The following is an 18,036-nucleotide window of genomic DNA, read 5'->3' as shown; positions in this document are numbered from 1 at the left end:
CGTCGGTTGAACCGATTGCCGCATCTGAGGCGCCCCGCGAAATCGAACGGGTGGTGGAAAAGCGCAGCGGGTTCGGCTCCGCCGTTCTGGGCGGTGCCGTGGCTGCGGTGATCGGCTTTGTGGCCGGCCAGGGCGGCTGGCTCGACAGCGTCCTGCCTGCATCCATGCGCGGCGGCGTAGACCTGACCGCGCTTGAGACCGGACAGGCAGAGCTGGAGGCGGCCCTTGCCGCATTGAAAGAGCAGGTGGAGGCCAATCAGGTCCCCGACCTTGGGCCGCTTGCATCCCGCATTGATACCCTGGCCGCTGATATTGAACCGCTCAAAAACGCACCGGCCCCGGATGCGGGTTTGCGGGCGGATCTGGACGCACTGGCGGCCCGGTTGTCCGCAGTGGAAACCCGCCCGCCGGAAGGGACTTCGCCTGAGGCAGTGGCCGCGTTTGAAACCGAACTGGCCAAGCTGCAGGAGAGCCTTGCCGCGCAGCGCTCTGAAGTTGAACAGATGCTGGCCGAAGCTCAGGCAATGGATGCCGCAAGTGCAGAGGCCGCGCGGATTGCCAGCGCCCAGACCCAGCTGGCGCAGCTGCGCTCCGCTCTGGACAGCGGCAACAGCTATGCCGCCAATGTGCAGGAGCTTTCCAACCTTGGCGTGGACGTGCCCGCGGCCCTGTCCGGTCCGGCTGACAGCGGTGTCGCCACCATTTCATCCTTGCGTGACAGCTTTGCCCCGGCGGCCAGGGACGCGCTGGCCGCGGCGCGTGAAGAGACCAAAGGCAGCGGTGGATTGCTGGACTACGTGAACCGGCATCTGGGCGCGCGCTCTGTAACCCCGCAGGAAGGCGACGGCCCGGATGCGGTCCTGTCCCGTGCCGAGGCTGCAGTGGCAGCAGGCAAGCTGCAGGAAGCGCTGAACGAACTATCTGTATTGCCCGAAACGGCCCGTGCCGCCCTGTCCAATTGGGAAGCCGCGGCAAATGCGCGGGCGGCTGCTGTTACCGCAGCTGCTGAACTGGCCCAAAGCCTGCAAGCCAAATAAGGAAGCCGCCATGCTCTGGTCGTTGTTGAAGATCCTCGTATTTGTCTCAATCGTCGCGCTTCTGGCCTTTGGTGCAGGCCTGCTGATGGAAACAGCCGGCGGGGTGCAGATCACCGTTGCCGGCACGGAATACACCCTTGGCGCGCTGCAATCAGTCATCGCGCTGGGCGTGCTGGTTGTGGGCCTTTGGCTGTTCCTGAAGCTGCTGTCGCTGCTGGTTGCCACCTTGCATTTCCTGAATGGCGATGAAACCGCCCTGTCGCGCTATTGGGACAAGGGCCGCGAGCGTAAAGGCTATCAGGCGCTGTCAGACGGTCTGATGGCTCTGGCCTCCGGCGAGGGGCGCCTGGCACTGGCCAAGGCCGCGCGGGCGGAGAAGTATCTGCAGAAGCCGGAACTGACCGATCTGCTGGTGGCCCAGGCGGCTGAGATGAGCGGCGATACCCACAAGGCTGCTGAGGCGTACAAGCGCCTTCTGGCGAACCAGCCGACCCGCTTTGTCGGCGTGCGCGGGATCATGAAGCAGAAGCTGTCCGAGGGCGATACGGATACCGCCCGCCAGCTGGCCGAAAAGGCGCTGGCATTGCGTCCTAAGCATGAAGAGGTTCAGGACACGCTGCTGCGTCTGCAAGCCCAGGCTGAGGATTGGGCAGGCGCGCGCAAGACGCTGTCGACCAAGCTTAAGACCGGCACCCTGCCGCGCGATGTGTACAAGCGCCGCGATGCGGTTCTGGCCTTGTCGGCCTCCAAGGGGGTGCTGGACGAAGGCGCGACGGTTGAGCAGCAGGAACAGGCGATCGAGGCCAACCGCCTGTCGCCGGATCTGGTCCCGGCTGCTGCTATGGCGGCCCGCGCCTATATCGCCAAAGGCAAGAAGCGCCCGGCTGTGCGGCTCTTGAAGAAAGCCTGGGAAAGCCAGCCGCACCCGGATCTGGCCCACGCCTTTGCTGAAATCGAACCGGAGGAAACCGCCGCTGAACGCGTCAAACGGTTCGATCAACTGGCACGTATCAAGCCGCTGAACGATGAGACCCGGCTGGTGATGGCGGAGCTGAACATCGTGGCCGAGGATTTCCCCGAAGCCCGCCGCTGGCTGCATGATCTGGCAAAACGGGCGCCGGATGCCCGCGCGCTGACGCTGATGGCCGCGATCGAGCGCGGCGAGGGCGCGAGCGACAAGGTGGTGCAGGGCTGGCTGGCCAAGGCGCTGACCGCACCGCGCGGGCCCCAGTGGGTCTGCGACAGCTGCAACCACATACATGCCGAATGGGCGCCGGTCTGCGAGCATTGCTCCAGTTTTGACACCCTGTCCTGGAAGCGGCCGGAGACGCCGGAGGTGGCCAGCGTGGCTGCCGCACACATGCTGCCGCTGATCACGGGCGCACTTGAGGACAAAAGCGCGGAACCGGTCGAGGATGCGGAGATTGTCGAAGACGCCGAGGATGCAGAGAGCGAGATTCAGGAAACGGTTAAACCGGTGAACTGAAGCCGGTTTCCATTCAGACGGCTATCCAAGAAAAACGGCAGGCGAGTCCTGCCGTTTTTTCATTTCAGATGACCGCACGGCACACGCCTATGCCGGAGCAGCGGCGATCCATGCAATCATAAATTCAGACTGTTTGGGGAATGGTGCCCAGGAGAGGACTCGAACCTCCACGTCCATACGGACACTAGCACCTGAAGCTAGCGCGTCTACCAATTCCGCCACCTGGGCAGGTGTCGTGGAACCGGCGTATAAGCGGAGTCGCAGGCAGCGTCAAACGGAAAAGTCTCACCACATCACAATTTTTTCGCAATTGCTCAGGAGTGCGTTTTATTGTGTGAATACAGCGCCTTGGTTGCAGCGCGCGGGATTTCGAGCTGGAAGAAATCCACGTGCTGGTTTGATCCTGCGCAAAGTGGAGGATTTGCAAAAGGGGCATAGCAAAGTCATGAAACAGATTGACCGCCTTCAAGCCCTTGGACTGTTCGACAGCCGGGTGCCCCGCTACACCTCTTATCCGACCGCGCCGGTGTTTTCCGCAGCCGTTGGCGCCGCGGAGCAGGCCCGCGAACTTCAGGCGCTGGATCCGGAGGTGCCGGTCTCCGTCTATCTGCACATTCCGTTTTGCGAGCGGCTGTGCTGGTTCTGCGCCTGCCGCACGCAAGGCACCCAGACGCTGAGCCCGGTGGAAAGCTACATCGGCACACTGGAGCAGGAGCTGAAGCTGGTGGCGCCGCTGTTGCCCAAGGGCTTGCGGATGGGGCGGATGCATTGGGGCGGGGGCACTCCGACAATCCTGCCGCCGCATCTGATTCATCGGCTGGCACAGGCAGTGAAGGCAGTTTTTCCGCATACGGAGGACTGGGAGTTCTCGGTGGAAATCGATCCGACCATGGTGGACCGGGACAAGATCGCCGCACTGGCGGCAGAAGGCATGAACCGGGCCAGTATCGGTATCCAGGATTTCGATCCATTGGTGCAGCAGGCGATCGGCCGGGAGCAGCCGTTTGAGGTGACCAAGGCATGTGTCGAGGATTTGCGTGCAGCGGGGATCAATTCGCTGAATGCTGATTTGGTTTACGGCCTGCCGCACCAAACGCAGGCGCGGATGGCCGATACGGTGGAGAAGGTTCTGAGCCTGAGCCCTGACCGGCTGGCATTGTTCGGCTATGCGCATGTGCCCTGGGTGGCCAAACGGCAAAAGCTGATCAAGGAAGAAACACTGCCGGACGATCTGGCGCGCTATCATCTGGCCGGGCTGGCGGCGGAGAAGTTCGCCGAGGCGGGATTCGCCGCAATCGGCATCGACCATTTTGCCAAACCTGGCGACGGACTGGAGGCAGCGGCCCGCACCGGGCATCTGCGCCGGAACTTCCAAGGCTATACAGATGACACCTGCCCGACGCTGATCGGGTTCGGTGCCTCGTCCATCTCACGCTTTGCCGACGGCTATATCCAAAACGCGGCGGCCACGCCTGCCTATGTGCAGCGGGTCGAGGCAGGGCAGCTGACTGGGGCACGCGGTCATGTGATGAGCCAGGAGGATCTGCTGCGCGGCCGTGCCATCGAAATGCTGATGTGTGAATTCCGGCTGGACCGGGCCGAACTGCGGCAGCGCTTTGGAGATCTGGCGGGAAGTCTGGATGCGGATCTGGCGCAGATTGCGGCCCGGTTTGGCGAATTTGTGCGCTTGGACGCGGAAGTCCTGGAAATCCTGCCGGAGGGCCGGCCGCTGACGCGGATTATTGCCAGCTGCTTTGATGCCCATGTACCTGATGGCGTGCGCTACAGCCGCGCGTCCTGATCCAATATAGAAGCAATCCTGCCTGTTTGCGGGCCTCCAGCCGGAGGCCCCTTTTCAGTTCGGCCAGAAGCGGGCGTGCTGACTGCTCAAAGGGCTTTCACCAGGCGGAACCCGAGATAATCCGGCGGCAGCCCGACAGCGCAGCCGCCAACACTTGCGTCGCGGATGAAATCGATCACCACTGCCCGGTGGCGGCCGCCGGTGATGCGGGCGCTGCAATAGGGCTCGCCGAGTTCCAGGCTGCCATCCTTGTTCACTTCGCCATTTTGCATGCAGCCGTCCGTCCATTCCCAGATGTTGCCGCCAAGACCGGTGAGGCCGTTGCTATTGGCACCAGGTTCGCTTTTGGGATCCTGCGCAGGCCCCGGCAGTCCGCGCAGGGTGACCCCGCGCGCATATTGGCGCAGCCAGCGCTGGGCGGGGTCTCCGCTATCCGTTTCAACAGCTTCATCACCGAAGATTTCGGCTGCTGCCAGCTGCCATTCAGCCTCGTCCGGGAGGCGCCAGCGCTGACCGGTTTCCTTGGCGTACCACCGGGCATAGGAGGTTGCGTCGTGCCAGCTGACATGTGTCTGTGCCTGTCCGCTATCCGCCGGTGCTCTGTCTGCCTTCTTGCAGGCGCCCGCTGCCACGCAGGCGGCGTATTCGCTGCCGGAGACCTGGCTTTTCATGATTTCAAAGGCGGCCACGTGGCGCTGCTGTTCCGGCGGCACCACACTCTTGCCGTTTCTGTGAAAATTCCCGATTGGACGGTACGCGATGGTGTCTGCCGCGATGAAAACGGTTTCGGCCGGCGGAGCTGGATCCTTGGCCGTAGAAAACCAAAGGCCCGGAACGCCAATGGCGGCGGCCAATCCGGCGGCAATCAGCTCAAGTTTCATGTCAGCGCCCCTTCAAGCAAAAACGGGCGGCCGCAATGTGCAGCCGCCCGGTCCAGTTTCACATCCAGCCGAAAATCAGGAGCCGGAGTATTCAGTCGGGGCGACCACCTGTTCCATCAAGTCGTTGTTCCACTCGCCTTCGACCACCACGTGTGCGGTTGCGCCGAGGTTCACAGCCTCGATCAGGTTGTGGTTCACATAGGCATAGACACCCGGCTGCAGGAACTCATAGAGCGCTGCTCCGGCAGAGCCGCCGCGGATGAACCAGGTTTCCAGATCGCGGTCCGGCACGTTGTTGAACTTGCCGGCTTCCCAGACGAGGTCGCCATGGCCGCCGATCAGGTGCGGGCGGCTGTCGCGGTTGGCCTGGCTGTGCACAAACAGAACCTTCTCGCCCTGTTTTGCCTTCATGGCATTTTCCCCGGTAAGCGCGCCGACCTTGCCGTTGAACACCACATGGCTGGGGATCAGCCCGTTCATGACTTCCAGTGTGTCCGGATAGCTTTCGCCGACGTCCTCATAGCGGATGTAGTCGCCGTTTTCGTCCTTCGGAATATAGAACTCATTTTCACCGATATAGTAGACGCGATCGTAGAGAACCTGTTCGCCATTGTGGTCCTTCAGGCCATCGCGCGGCAGGACCATGATGGTGCCAGCCATGCCCGAGGCGACGTGCCAAGGGATCATGGGGCCGCCCGGGGCGCAGTGATAGACAAAGGTGCCGGGGCGGGTGGCCTTGAACCGCAGCACAGTCTTTTCGCCCGGGTTCACCAGGGTCAGCGCACCGCCGCCCAGGGCGCCGGTTGCAGCATGGAAGTCGATGTTGTGCTGCAGCATGTTTTCCGGCGGGTTGATCAGGGTCAGTTCAACATAGTCGCCTTCATGCACCACCATCATCGGACCCGGGATGGAGCCATCAAAGGTCATGCCCTGCAGATAGGCGCCCTGGTCGACCTCGATCTCTTTCTCGATGATCTTCATCTCGAATTCTACGATCCGGGGTCCACCCGGTGCTATCTGCTCGTGTTCATGCACGAAGGGCGGTGCAACCAGTTCGCGCTTGATACGCTGCAGGCTGGACAGGTCCACAGGCGCGGCGGCCTCGTGAACTGAGGTGCTTTCGGCCTTGGCGGCTTTGGCAAGTACTGGCAGCGCTGCTACGCCGGCTGCCCCCATCAGTGCGGCTCTGCGGGTCAGCATGATAATCTCCTTTCGGTGTCCCATATGCTGTGTCGTCCGGAACCTAGTCCGGTGGCCGGCGCGGGATATTGTTCTTGATCAACCTTCGATAAGTTTTCTCGAAGTCGAGATAAGAGGTTTTTAAGATGCAGGATTTACTCCTGCCCTGCGGGAACCGGTCCTTGAGGCAAAGCGTAGAAGGGCCACGAGGAAATTGGTGCGGCAGTCAGGGGAACTGCCGGCAAATTTAACTGTTAAGTCAGGATTAACGGGCCGCCTGCTATCCCGGTGATGGGTGAAAATAGTGGTGGTGGATATGAGCGCACAGAGCAATGTGGCGCCCATTATCATCAAGAGGAAAAAAGTCAGTGGTGGCGATGGCCATCACGGCGGCGCATGGAAGGTGGCCTACGCCGACTTCGTGACCGCGATGATGGCCTTCTTCATGCTGATGTGGCTGCTGAACGCGACGACAGAAAAACAACGTAAAGGACTGGCGGATTATTTCTCGCCGTCGATTCCGCTCAGCCGGATTTCCGGCGGCGGAAACGGTGCGTTCCAAGGGGACAGTATGTTCACCGAGGATATCCAGCCGAAATCCGGAACCGGGGCGACTGACATCAACCCGGCGAACGCTCAGAAGGCGCAGGGCGATACCGGTGTTGAGTCTGACGACAAACGGGATCAGGAGGACGACAAGTTCCGCGCGATCGAGGAACAATTGTCCGGGCGCGGCGGCGAGAGTATGGTGTCCACCGTGATGGCGCGCCACATCGTGACACGGGTCACTGACGAAGGGCTGATCATTGAGCTGTTTGCCAGCGAGAACGCACCGCTGTTCGAAGAGGGCGGGGCAGACCCGACGGCCCTGTTCCGCGACCTGGTCAGAATGATTGCCCGTGTGTCTGGCGGCGTGACCAACCACATCGCAGTTGGCGGCCATATCAGGTCGCATCCTGTGGTGCTGGCAAAGAACCCGGTTTGGGAACTGTCCCATGACAGGGCGGATGAAACCCGCAAGCTTCTCGAATCAGGCGGGATGGCGGCGTCCCGAATTGAGCGCGTGACGGGTCACGCCGACCGCAAGCTGGCGGTCAGCAACCCCATGGCGGCGCGCAACGACAGGATCGAAATCATCCTTTTGCGGGAATAAAACGCTGAAAACCAAAAAACCGGCGGCTGACGGATGAGTCATATTTTATCTGTTAGCCGCCCGTTAATCGCTCATGCGCTAGCTGTTGCATCCAGAATGATTAGATGCAGCAGAAAGGCGTGCTATGACCATTTCTTCGTCGCTGAACGCGGGCGTTTCAGGATTGAGCGCCAACGCCAGCCGGTTGGCTTCCATCTCCGACAACATCGCCAACTCCTCGACTCGCGGCTACAAGCGGGTTGAGACAGATTTCCATTCCATGGTTTTGTCCGGTTCCGGCGGCACCTATTCGGCGGGCGGTGTGCGCACCACCAATGTCCGCCTGATTGACGAGCGCGGGCCGCTGGTCTCGACCAATAACGCAACTGACCTCGCCGTCCGCGGCCGCGGCATGCTGCCGGTGGCTTCGATCACCGAGGTGGAGGCCGGAGGCAACCCGTCAATGCTGCTGACCTCAACCGGGTCCTTCCGGACAGATTCGAACGGGTATCTCTCAACCGAGTCTGGTCTGGTTCTCATGGGCTTCCCAGCAGCGGCAGACGGCACTATTCCCGATGTTGCGCGTGATACCAGCAACTCTCTGGAGCCGATCCGGATTGACCTGAACCGACTGTCGGCGGAACCGACGACCGAGATCAGCCTGACCGCGAACCTGCCGGCTTCGGAAACTGACCCTGGCGCAAGCGGCGATCCGGTGGAACATGTTGTTCAGTACTTTGACAACATGGGCCGGTCCGAGGAACTGGCGATCACCTATACACCGACGGTTGCAGTGGCACCTGCAACAACCGGCACCAATGAATGGACGATGCAGATCGTCGATTCGGCAACTGGCGCCACGGTGATCGGCGAATACACCCTGACGTTTGACGACAGTGCGTCCACTGCCGGCACACTCCAAAGCGTGGCCACCACGACCGGCGGCGCCTATGATGCCACGGCCGGATCGGTTACCATCACCACTGCCAGCGGCCCGGTTGAGATCAATATCGGGGTCATTGGCGAACAGAACGGGATGAGCCAGCTGGGTGACGAGTTCGTTCCTGGCACCACCGTGAAGGATGGTACCGCGGTTGGCTCCTTTGTGTCCGTTGAAATCAACGAATCCGGGGAAGTTATTGCGAAGTATGACTCGGGCGACACCAAGGTCATCTACCAGGTGCCGCTGGCCGATGTTTCGAACCTGAACGGCATGCAGTCTCTGGATTCCCAGACTTACAAGCCGACCGATGACTCCGGGGCGTTCTACCTGTGGGATGCCGGCGATGGCCCGACCGGTGAAATCCTGGGCTATGCCCAGGAGGAATCGGCAGTCGATGTCGCGACCGAGCTCACCGACATGATCCAGACCCAGCGTGCCTATTCGTCCAACGCCAAGGTCATCCAGACCGTTGACGAGATGCTGCAGGAAACCACCAACATCAAGCGCTAAGGCGCTTGATGGCCCCCTGACACAGGCTTCATGAAAGCAGGCTGAAAATGTCAATCTATTCCGCCCTAAACAGCGCGATGAGCGGTCTGTCTGCGGCCAGCCGGTCTTCGCAGATCGTTTCTGAGAACCTCGCAAACGCTCTAACGCCGGGCTACACGCGCCGGGTTCTGGATCTGAACAGCCCTGGTGCGGGCGTGCCCGGGGTCCGGATTGGCAATGTTGAGCGCTTGAACGACCCGGTGGTGATTTCCAACCGCAGGGTAGCTGAGGCTGAATACGGCGCGGCCAAGATCCAGGCCGATTTCTTCGACCGGATGTCGGATCTGGTCGGCACCGTTGATGACGAGATGTCGCTGGCGTCCCAGCTATCGGAGTTTGAATCTTCTCTGATTGAGGTTGTTTCCCGCCCGGATTCGCAGCCCCGGCTCAATGATCTGTCGGTTAAAGCGGAGACCCTGGCAGATTCGATTTCCAGAACGGCAGAAGGGTTGCGCGACCTGCGGATCAACGCGGACAGTGCGATCAATAGCCAGGTAGATACCGTGAACCAGGCGTTGAAGGAAATCGAGAAGCTGAATGCGCGCATTATGGTCGTGGAAGCTGGCGGCATGGATGCCGTCTCGATGCACGACCAGCGGGACCAGCTGATCGATCAGGTGAACAAGATCATTCCGGTCAATGTGGTCCGGCGCGATAATGGCCAGGTTACGCTGTATTCAACCGGCGGAGTGAGGCTGCTGGATGGCAAAGCGTCTGAGCTGAGCTTTAACCCGTCGCGGGATATCATGCCTCATATGACACTGGGCAACGGCATGCTGTCCGGGCTTGAGGTCGACGGAAGGGTCATTGACACAAGCCCTGACGGCCCGCTGCGGGGCGGCACACTGACCGCGCAATTCGAAATCCGGGATGTGACCGCGGTGGAAGCCCAGGAAGACCTGGATGCGATGGCACGGGATCTGATCGAGCGCTTCCAGGACCCGGTACTGGACGGCACGATCGGGGTGACCGATGCAGGTATCTTTACTGACGACGGCGGCTTTTTTGATGCTGCCAATACTGTCGGGATATCCAACCGGATCGAGCTGAACGATCTGGTGTCCCTGACGGGCAGCGCAGAGACTTGGCGGTTCCGCGACGGGCTTTATTCCGCTGCGCCGGGCGACCCCGGAGATTCGAGCCTGTTGCAAGCCTATTCCGACGCGCTGAACACCACCCGTACGGTCTCCTCGGTTGGTCTTGGGACATCGGACCTGACAGCAAGCACCCTAAGCGCGAACCTGTTGTCGCGTTTTGCGCAGGACAATGAAACAGCCTCGCGCGGCTCGGCCTTTGCGGCCACCAGCTTCAATGAGCTGAGCCAGGCGGAGCTTGCACTCGGGGTCGATACTGATGCCGAGCTGCAGAACCTGATGCTGGTGGAAAAATACTATGCCGCCAATGCCCGGGTCATCTCTGTAGTTGACGAACTTATGGAAACGCTTTTGAGGATCTGACGCATGATTATTAATTCTTATGGCGATATGGCGCAGCACCTCTTTCTCCGCGGCCGGAATGCGGAGCTCAAGGAAAACGTCACGACTCTTTCAGAGGAGTTCGCAACCGGGAAAACCTCCAACCTGACTGAACGCCTGGGAGGAGATTTCACGTATCTGGCGGATCTGGAAAGCAATTTGAACCGGCTCGACAGCTACATGGTCACCAATAGCGAAGTGCAGCTGTTTGCCACCACCATTCAGGGCAGCCTCGAAAAAGTTCAAGGCCAGGTTCAGTCGATGCGCAATGATATCCTGACGCTCTCGCCGGCAATGGACGAGTACAATGCAGAGCAGTTCGGAAGCCAGGCCAGGCAGAGGATGTCGAGCGCCATCAATTTGTTGAACACCTCAGTCGGCGGCCGCACCATCTTTGCCGGCACGGCAACGGATACCAAGCCGCTCAACAATTCCGGAACGCTGATGAGCGCCATTCTGACGGAAGTATCAGGGCTGACAACAGCCAACGACATTATTCAGGCGGTCAAGGACTGGTTTGATGACCCGGCCGGCTTTGACACTGTCATGTACAATGGCTCGGCAACCGCGCTGCAGCCGGTGACAGTGGGCGAGGGCGAACAAGTTTCCCTTGGCATCCAAGCCACTGACCCCAGCCTCAAACATGCGCTGCAAAGCTATGTGATCACGGCGCTGGCCGACGAGCCCGGTCTCGGCTTGACTGAGGATGTAAAGATCGACCTGGTTATCGAGGCCAGCAGCGAGCTGACGGAAAGTGAAGACCGGTTGATCAAGGTTCAGGCCGATGTCGGCTTTATCGAAGGGCGCCTGGATGCAATCAACACTCGCAATGAGGCCTCGAAAACCAGCCTGAGCATCGTCAAGAACAACCTGGTCTCTGCCGACCCGTATGAAACCTACACCCGGCTGCAGGAAGCTCAGACACAGCTCGAAGGCCTTTACACGGTCACCGCGCGCAGCTCGCAGCTATCCCTGCTGAAGTACATCTCATGATCAGAATTCTCCGCCTTCTTATCACATGCCTGTTTCTGCTGCCTGCAGTGGCGCAGGCCAATGCAATCCGGCTCAAGGATCTGGTCGAGTTTGATGGCGTCCGCGGCAATGATCTGGTCGGCTACGGTCTGGTTGTTGGCCTGGATGGCACCGGTGACGGTTTGCGAAACTCGCCCTTCACCGAAGAAATCATGTCCAACATCTTGGAACGTCTCGGCGTCAACGTGACGGGGGAGCAATTCCGGCCGAAGAATGTTGCCGCGGTCTTTGTGACTGCGACGCTGCCGCCGTTTGCTCGTGTCGGCAGCACAATTGATGTGACAGTGTCGGCAATCGGCGACTCCAAGAGCCTTCTGGGCGGCACCCTGATCATGACCCCGCTGAATGCGGCGGATGGGCAGATCTATGCCGTTGCCCAAGGAACGATCCTGGCTGGCGGCGCGGTAGCTGAAGGAGAAGCAGCAGTCGTTACCCAAGGGGTGCCGACTGCCGGGGTAATTCCGTCGGGCGCCCGGGTTGAGCGGGAAATTGACTTTGACCTCGCGTCGCTCAATTCCATGCGGCTGGCGTTGCGGGAACCGGATTTCACCACCGCTGGGCGCATTGAACGGGCAATCAATGCGGAATTTGGCGGCAACGTCGCCCTGATGCGGGATTCCGGCACGGTTGAGGTGGACATTCGCCGCACCAACACCCGTTCGACCGCTCATGCGGTGGGACGGATCGAAAACATCCTGGTTGAGCCCCAGCGCAAGGCGCGCGTTGTGGTTGATCAGCGCTCCGGCACGATTGTGATGGGCAGTGATGTGCGGATTTCCCGTGTCGCCGTGGCCCAAGGCAATCTGACCTTGCGGATTGAGGAGACACCATTGGTCGTGCAGCCCAACCCCTTCTCTGATGGTGAGACAGTTGTCGTGCCGCGTACTGGCGCCGCTATCGAGGAAGAGGAAGGAATACAGCTGGCAGAAGTTCCCGAAACAACGTCTCTGTCTGAAGTAGTCGCCGGTCTGAATGCCCTAGGCGTATCGCCGCGGGACATGATCGACATTCTCAAAAGCCTCAAGGCGGCGGGAGCCCTTCACGCGGAGTTCGTGGTCCGCTGACCCTAGTCTTCTTGGGAAGCTTGCCCCGGCCTTTCTTGTAAGGGCCGGGTATTTTGCTTTCTGGTGATGCCGTCTGACACAGCTTTGGAAGAGAAAGCTGCTCAGCAAAGGCCGGTTTGCTCTCATCCGTTCACTTGCGACCGAATCTGCCTGTGGTGGTATGTTTGTTCAACGGGAGCTGCATAAACTGACCGTCTTGGCTGAGCAATATGTGCGGTTCCGAATCAAGATGAACGTCCGAAGCGGCACGTATAATTTCAAGAGACGTTTGCGGCCATGTTTCCGGATGTGCGTTCAAACACAGCCGGACAGCAGCAGGTTCCTTTTTTGGTACTGTTTGCAGATGGCTTTTCCGCAAAAAAAATGCCGGACACAAAATGTGCCCGGCGTCTTCAGCTTGGATTGGAATGTTCAGGGATAGTAGCTGCGGACCAGTGCGGTGGCGATCAGGCTCCAGCCATCGGCGACAACAAAGAACGCCAGCTTGAAGGGCAGGGAAACGATGGCTGGAGGGACCATCATCATCCCCATCGACATCAGGATCGCGGCAACGACGAGATCAATCACAAGGAACGGCAGGAACACCAGGAATCCGATTTGAAAGGCCCGGGCAATCTCTGACAGCAGAAAGCTTGGCACCAAAGCCGACAAAGGTGCCTCAGGCACCGGGTCCAGGCCCTGTGTCTCGGGCCTGAGGTCTGCAATTGCATAAAACGTGTCCGGGTCCAGCCTGTTTGCCATGAATGCCCGGAACGGCTCCAAGCTGCGCGTGATGGCTTCGCCGGGCTCCAGCCGCTCTTCCAGAAGCGGATTGATTCCCGTGGTCCAGGCTTCGGTGAAGACCGGTTCCATCACGAAATAGGTCAGAAAAAGCGCGAGGCTGATCATCAGCATGTTGGGGGGCGCCTGCTGCAGCCCGATGCCCTGGCGGAGGATGGAAAGAACCGTCACCAGGAACGGGAAGCAGGTAATCATGATCAGCAGGCCCGGGGCCAGGCTGAGCACAGTAATTAGCAGGATCAGCTGGATAGAGCGGGCGGATATCGACTGCCCGTCAGCCAGTGAGAGGCTCATTTCTTGAGCCAGAGCGGTGTGCGGCAGGGCCAGCAGCAGAACTGAGACCAGAGCCGCCCGCACAAATGTCGTATGTGTCATCCCAAACCGCTTTGCAGATCGGCAATTTCCGTTAGGCGCACGGCCAGCTGTCCTGCCTGGTCGCCTTCCAGTTCTTCCAATTGGCCGCGGGCCACAAGCCGGTCACCTACATACAGGTCCACCGGGTCTTCGACCCGCTTGTCCAAGGTCAGAATGGCGTTTTCACCCAGGCTGACCAGGTCGCGGATCAATGGCCGGGCCTTACCGACCGAGACAACCACTTCAACGGGAACCGAAACGAATGGGTTGCTCGCATCGGCAGATTTCTTGTTCAGATCGGCCGCGTCATCCATAGTGGCTGTCCTCATTTGCGTGATAGGTAAAGGCTTCGATCGAATCCTGGATGGACTCGAGAAGGGCGTCGCAGTTGATTTCACACTCCGCGCCGCCCACGCTCAGATACGCTTGGCCCGGCGACAGAACGCTGTCTTCCCGAACTGTCACTGGCACGGAAAACTTCTCCGGCAGCAGACTGCGAACTGCAGCGCCTTCGCCTGGAGAAACCACGATTTGCATCGGCTGGTCGGTCTGCCCCTTGGCCATGCCTGCCAGCTGGTCGACGATGTGATGGCCGAAGGAAGCAGCCATCGCATCCGGAAGAACCGCACTGGTCAGCACCTTGAACATCGGATCCAGTGAGTCGAGCAGCTGGCTTTGCGCTTCCTGGTAGGTGAAATTCAGGTCCTCAAGCGAACTGGCAAGTTCGGCTGAGATCCGGGTGTTCTCCTGATCCTTTGCCGTCACCGCGTCATCCCAGCCGGCACTATAGCCGTTCTCAAAGGACGCCAGGCGCTGTTCTTCTATGAGCTCCTCGGAAATTGCTGGCAGAGCAGGCTCCACCGGTGTCTTCATACCGAAGTCTTCTAGCAAATGTGCAATCGTCATCAGGCCTGTTCCTTACTCTCTTCCAGCCAGCCGCGCAGGATTTGGACGGTTTCTTCCTGCCGTTCGCCGATGAGGCTGCGCAGGCGGTCGACGGGATCACCCGTGCTGCCGCCCATGGCGGGCAGGCCGATAGCGCCCATCATATCCCCTGTGCCCATCTCAGGCAGACCGCCCAGCGGCTCGAACTGTCCGGTTTCATTGTTTTCAATCTCGCCATCCAGGGCCAGTCCGGCGCCCAGGTCAGGTGCGGTCATGAAACCATCGCCGCCCATTCCGGGAAGCCCGGGCAGTGCATCAGCCCCGCCGCCAGGTGCTGGAAGCGCAGTTGCCGAAGCTCCCTGGTTCGACAGGATCGGGCGCACAACGAACAGGCCCAGTATCAGGCTGACGATGGCGAGAGCGGCGATTTGGATCAGCGACATGGCGTCAAAATTGAGCTTATCCATGAAAGAAGAAGTCGCCACGACGCCCTGCGGTTCAACGGCCGGCAATTCCATGGATTTGAGCGTGATCACGTCTCCACGGTCTGCGTCAAAGCCGACCGCCGCTGAAATCAGCTCTCGCATTGCTGCCAGTTCTTCTTCAGGGCGGGGCTGGAAAACGGATTCTCCAGCTTCGTTGGTGGCGGCAGTTCCGTTGATCAGGACCGCAACGGTCAGGCGTTTGATTGCACCAGGGCCGCGAAGGATTTCCTTTTCAGTTTCCGAGATCTCATAGTTGATTCTCTCCCGGGTGGCGCTGGTGTTTGCTTTGGAGCCTTGGCCAGAGGCTGCATCGCCGTCAGGAATATTGGATGCAACTGTGACCTCGCCGGACTGGTTCGTGGAAGAATCAGCGCGTTCTTCAACATCGGTGCTGACAGCAACACGGCTTTTCGGGTCCACCAGCTTCTCGCGGATCGATTCGGTGTCAGTGATGGTTTCCACACTGACTTCGACAACGGCATTGCCCTGGCCCACGCGAGCCTCGACAAGCCGCAGCACGCGTTCCCGAATCGTTTGCGAGCGGTCATCGGTGCCCGCAGCAGCTGCTGCAGTGGTGTCAGAGGAGCCGATCAGGGCACCGTTGGCATCAATAACGGCCACGTTGTCCACTGCCAGTCCGGTAACAGCGGACGACACTAGAAAACGGATTGCATTGGCCTGGGCGGGCGTGATCGGAGACCCCATCGGCACAATGGAGACGGAAGCTGTGGGTTCGACAGTCCGCTGAAAAGGATTCGACCCTGTATTTGCAATGTGCACCCGTGCCTGGCTCACATGCGGGCTGGCGACGATTGTACGGGCCAATTCGCCTTCCTTCGCGCGCCAGTATGCGGCGTCGAACATTTGTGAGGTGGTGCCGAAACCACTAAGCGAATCAAGGAGTTCGTATCCCTTGCCGCCGTTGGCAGGAAGGCCTTCGCTGGCCAGTGTCATACGAAGTTCATCGCGTTGTGTGGACGGCACATAAATCGAGCCGCCGCGCACTTCAAATTGGGTGCCGCGCTGTTCCAGCGCCCGCACCACATCCCCGGCCGAGCCGCTTTCCAGCCCGGCATAGAGCAGTGTCATTGTTGGCTTGCTTGCCACGTGGGACATCGCGATGACGCTGAGAATCATGATCACCGTGGCTCCCACGGCAATCAGACGCTTTCTCATGTCCATTTCTGCCCAGACATTCTTGATCTGCTGCACATTAACCTCCGTCGCACCGGCGTTCTCTCCGGCATGCAACCGTTTTGACGGATCGGCCTTAACATTCGGTTAGTTCCTCGCAGGTTATGAAGAAGCTGCACGACGTTTTAGGGATAGCCATGACAGACGCTGCAGTAGATATCGAAGCAGAAACCCCGGCCAAGAAAGGCAAACTGCCCCTGATCATTGGGGCAGTGCTGGCGCTGGCAGGGGCAGGCGGCGGATTCTTTGCCGTTCAGTCAGGCCTTCTTCCCTTTGGTCAGAAAGCGGCGCCAGAACCGGCGACCGCGGCCGAAGTGGCGCCAGAAGGCGTGGACACAGGCGAGACGGCGAATGATATCGCCAATCTTGCTTTCATCGAAATGGACCCGATTCTGATTACCCTGCGCAAAGCCAGCGGTTTGAAGCATCTCAGGTTCCGCGCGCAACTAGAGGTCAGCCTGGCACACCAGGCCGAAGTCGAAAGAGTCCTCCCGCGGGTTGTCGATGTCCTGAACAGCTATCTGAGAGCATTGGAGCTTGAGGATCTGTCTGATCCGATGGCGCTGCCGAAACTGAGGGCGCAGATGCTGCGGCGGATCAACATTGCCACCGGTCAAGGCCGTGTGCGCGATCTGCTGATCATGGATTTCGTACTGAACTAGGAGGACAGGATGGACATTATTGCTGATATCCTGCTTGCGGCCGGAGCGCTGGGCGCCGGATTCTATTGTCTGGTGCTGTCGCGCCGGCTGAAGCGGTTCAATGACCTGGAAAAAGGTGTTGGCGGAGCGGTCGCCGTTCTGTCTGCACAGGTTGATGACCTGAACAAATCGCTGCAATCGGCCCAGCAGGTGTCTGATGGGTCCAGCAAGGCGCTGCAGCAACTGACCGGCCGGGCCGAATCTGTGGCTCAGCGGCTGGAACTGATGATGGCGTCGATGCACGACATACCCGAGGCCGGTGCTGCGGCCCCTGCGCCAGCGGCACCCGCTGCCGAGGACGCGGCAATGGCAGCAGCCTATGAGGCCGATCCGCAGCCCGCTGCCGAGGCACAGGAAGAACCGAAGTCTGCCGGTTTGATGTTTGTGCGCCACAACCGTAGCCAGAATCGGGTGGCGTGATGGCGAAGAAAACCAAGCGCTTCCGGCGCAGCGGCACTCTGATGATGCTGGCGCTGCTGCTGATGGGCTCTGCCGTGGTGCGGCTGGGGCTTGAGGCGGGGCCCGCAATTGCGCGTGAAGTGGCGAGCCTCAAGGAGGCGGGCCAAGAAGAGGCAACGCACAACGGGCAGCCGCAGCGCGACGCGATGCCGACATCGGCAGAGTTGCAGACAATGCTGGCTGCATTTCAGCAGAGGGAAGAGGTCTTGGCTGCCCGTGAGGCGGAGATCGAGGACCGGATGAAAGCGCTGGAAATTGCCGATCAGGCGATTGATATGAAACTGGCGGCGTTGGAGCAGGCGGAAGAGAATCTGCGCGCGACCCTCGCGCTGGCTGACGGGGCAACGGAAGCGGATGTATCCCGGCTGACGACGGTTTATGAACAGATGAAACCCAAGGAAGCCTCAGCATTGTTCGAGGAAATGGACCCGGCATTTGCTGCGGGTTTCCTGGCCCGGATGCAGCCAGAGGCGGCGGCGGGAATCATGGCAGGCCTCAGCCCTGAAGCTGCCTATACGATCAGCGTGGTCCTGGCCGGACGCAATGGATCCGTGCCCAAGGAATAACTTGGGCGCGGCGGCTTAGTCTTTCCTTAGGAA

The 18,036-nt window shown here is 60.0% G+C and carries 17 protein-coding genes and 1 tRNA gene; 11 read left to right on the top strand and 7 right to left on the bottom strand.

The annotated features are described in order from the left end of the window. Window positions 1-53: 53 nt before the first annotated feature. Both A9D60_RS16720 and A9D60_RS16715 read left to right on the top strand, forming a co-directional pair. Window positions 54-1,037 carry a COG4223 family protein gene (locus A9D60_RS16720; protein WP_141117945.1) on the top strand — a complete coding sequence of 328 codons (984 nt, stop codon included), beginning with the start codon at window positions 54-56 and terminating at the stop codon, window positions 1,035-1,037. A gap of 10 nt (window positions 1,038-1,047) precedes the next feature. Continuing rightward, on the top strand, window positions 1,048-2,523 hold the full coding sequence (locus A9D60_RS16715) for a heme biosynthesis protein HemY (protein WP_065268687.1): 1,476 nt from the start codon (window positions 1,048-1,050) through the stop codon (window positions 2,521-2,523). 141 nt (window positions 2,524-2,664) lie between these two features. On the opposite strand, the gene A9D60_RS16710 is transcribed toward A9D60_RS16715, so the two are convergent. After that, a tRNA-Leu gene (locus tag A9D60_RS16710) sits at window positions 2,665-2,751 on the bottom strand. A 217-nt stretch (window positions 2,752-2,968) separates the two neighbouring features. On the opposite strand from A9D60_RS16710, the gene hemN reads away from it, so the two are divergent. Next, window positions 2,969-4,324 (top strand): oxygen-independent coproporphyrinogen III oxidase, encoded by a 1,356-nt coding sequence (hemN, locus tag A9D60_RS16705; protein WP_065268686.1) that lies wholly within the window; start codon window positions 2,969-2,971, stop codon window positions 4,322-4,324. A gap of 86 nt (window positions 4,325-4,410) precedes the next feature. Here hemN and A9D60_RS16700 read toward each other — a convergent pair whose 3' ends face one another. Then, the gene (locus A9D60_RS16700; protein ID WP_065268626.1) at window positions 4,411-5,205 is read right to left on the bottom strand and encodes an SUMF1/EgtB/PvdO family nonheme iron enzyme; all 795 of its coding nucleotides are present in this window, start codon (window positions 5,203-5,205) and stop codon (window positions 4,411-4,413) included. Window positions 5,206-5,280: 75 nt separating this feature from the next. Beyond that, on the bottom strand, window positions 5,281-6,405 hold the full coding sequence (nirK, locus tag A9D60_RS16695; protein ID WP_065268625.1) for a copper-containing nitrite reductase: 1,125 nt from the start codon (window positions 6,403-6,405) through the stop codon (window positions 5,281-5,283). Between the two features lie 295 nt (window positions 6,406-6,700). On the opposite strand from nirK, the gene A9D60_RS16690 reads away from it, so the two are divergent. The 5 genes from A9D60_RS16690 (at window position 6,701) to A9D60_RS16670 (ending at window position 12,579) form a co-directional block, all read left to right on the top strand. Continuing rightward, window positions 6,701-7,537, top strand: a complete 837-nt coding sequence (locus A9D60_RS16690) for a flagellar motor protein MotB (RefSeq protein ID WP_065268624.1) — start codon at window positions 6,701-6,703, stop codon at window positions 7,535-7,537. Between the two features lie 124 nt (window positions 7,538-7,661). Next, window positions 7,662-8,969: a flagellar hook protein FlgE gene (locus tag A9D60_RS16685; protein ID WP_065268623.1), complete on the top strand. Its 1,308-nt coding sequence runs from the start codon at window positions 7,662-7,664 to the stop codon at window positions 8,967-8,969. A gap of 47 nt (window positions 8,970-9,016) precedes the next feature. Further along, window positions 9,017-10,465, top strand: coding sequence for a flagellar hook-associated protein FlgK (flgK, locus tag A9D60_RS16680; protein WP_065268622.1), 1,449 nt, complete (start codon window positions 9,017-9,019; stop codon window positions 10,463-10,465). A gap of 3 nt (window positions 10,466-10,468) precedes the next feature. Next, window positions 10,469-11,476 carry a flagellin gene (locus tag A9D60_RS16675; protein WP_065268621.1) on the top strand — a complete coding sequence of 336 codons (1,008 nt, stop codon included), beginning with the start codon at window positions 10,469-10,471 and terminating at the stop codon, window positions 11,474-11,476. Then, on the top strand, window positions 11,473-12,579 hold the full coding sequence (locus A9D60_RS16670) for a flagellar basal body P-ring protein FlgI (protein ID WP_065268620.1): 1,107 nt from the start codon (window positions 11,473-11,475) through the stop codon (window positions 12,577-12,579). The genes A9D60_RS16675 and A9D60_RS16670 overlap by 4 nt, the downstream gene beginning before the upstream one ends. A gap of 411 nt (window positions 12,580-12,990) precedes the next feature. Here the strand turns inward: A9D60_RS16670 and fliP are convergent, their stop codons facing one another. Genes fliP through fliF form a run of 4 tightly spaced genes read right to left on the bottom strand, consistent with a single transcriptional unit; the run spans window position 12,991 to window position 16,295 of the window. Beyond that, on the bottom strand, window positions 12,991-13,734 hold the full coding sequence (gene fliP, locus A9D60_RS16665; RefSeq protein ID WP_065268619.1) for a flagellar type III secretion system pore protein FliP: 744 nt from the start codon (window positions 13,732-13,734) through the stop codon (window positions 12,991-12,993). Beyond that, on the bottom strand, window positions 13,731-14,027 hold the full coding sequence (locus A9D60_RS16660; protein ID WP_065268618.1) for a FliM/FliN family flagellar motor switch protein: 297 nt from the start codon (window positions 14,025-14,027) through the stop codon (window positions 13,731-13,733). The genes fliP and A9D60_RS16660 overlap by 4 nt, the downstream gene beginning before the upstream one ends. After that, window positions 14,020-14,619: a hypothetical protein gene (locus A9D60_RS16655; RefSeq protein ID WP_039184431.1), complete on the bottom strand. Its 600-nt coding sequence runs from the start codon at window positions 14,617-14,619 to the stop codon at window positions 14,020-14,022. The genes A9D60_RS16660 and A9D60_RS16655 overlap by 8 nt, the downstream gene beginning before the upstream one ends. Further along, a complete protein-coding gene (fliF, locus tag A9D60_RS16650; protein ID WP_065268685.1) occupies window positions 14,619-16,295 on the bottom strand; it encodes a flagellar basal-body MS-ring/collar protein FliF in 1,677 nt (558 codons plus the stop codon). Before fliF ends, A9D60_RS16655 begins: the two co-directional genes overlap by 1 nt. A 119-nt stretch (window positions 16,296-16,414) precedes the next feature. Between fliF and A9D60_RS16645 the strand changes: the two genes are divergently transcribed. From A9D60_RS16645 to A9D60_RS16635, 3 genes are read left to right on the top strand one after another with little or no spacing between them, the layout of a single operon-like run. Next, window positions 16,415-16,939, top strand: a complete 525-nt coding sequence (locus A9D60_RS16645; RefSeq protein ID WP_065268617.1) for a flagellar basal body-associated FliL family protein — start codon at window positions 16,415-16,417, stop codon at window positions 16,937-16,939. Between the two features lie 9 nt (window positions 16,940-16,948). Then, window positions 16,949-17,398: a hypothetical protein gene (locus tag A9D60_RS16640; RefSeq protein WP_065268616.1), complete on the top strand. Its 450-nt coding sequence runs from the start codon at window positions 16,949-16,951 to the stop codon at window positions 17,396-17,398. After that, on the top strand, window positions 17,398-18,003 hold the full coding sequence (locus tag A9D60_RS16635; protein WP_065268615.1) for a MotE family protein: 606 nt from the start codon (window positions 17,398-17,400) through the stop codon (window positions 18,001-18,003). The genes A9D60_RS16640 and A9D60_RS16635 overlap by 1 nt, the downstream gene beginning before the upstream one ends. Window positions 18,004-18,036: the final 33 nt, after the last annotated feature.

The organism is Leisingera sp. JC1 (genome assembly GCF_001679925.1).
GTDB lineage: Bacteria > Pseudomonadota > Alphaproteobacteria > Rhodobacterales > Rhodobacteraceae > Leisingera.
Note: the sequence above shows the minus strand (reverse complement) of the source record. Positions and strands in the feature narration are given on the sequence as shown.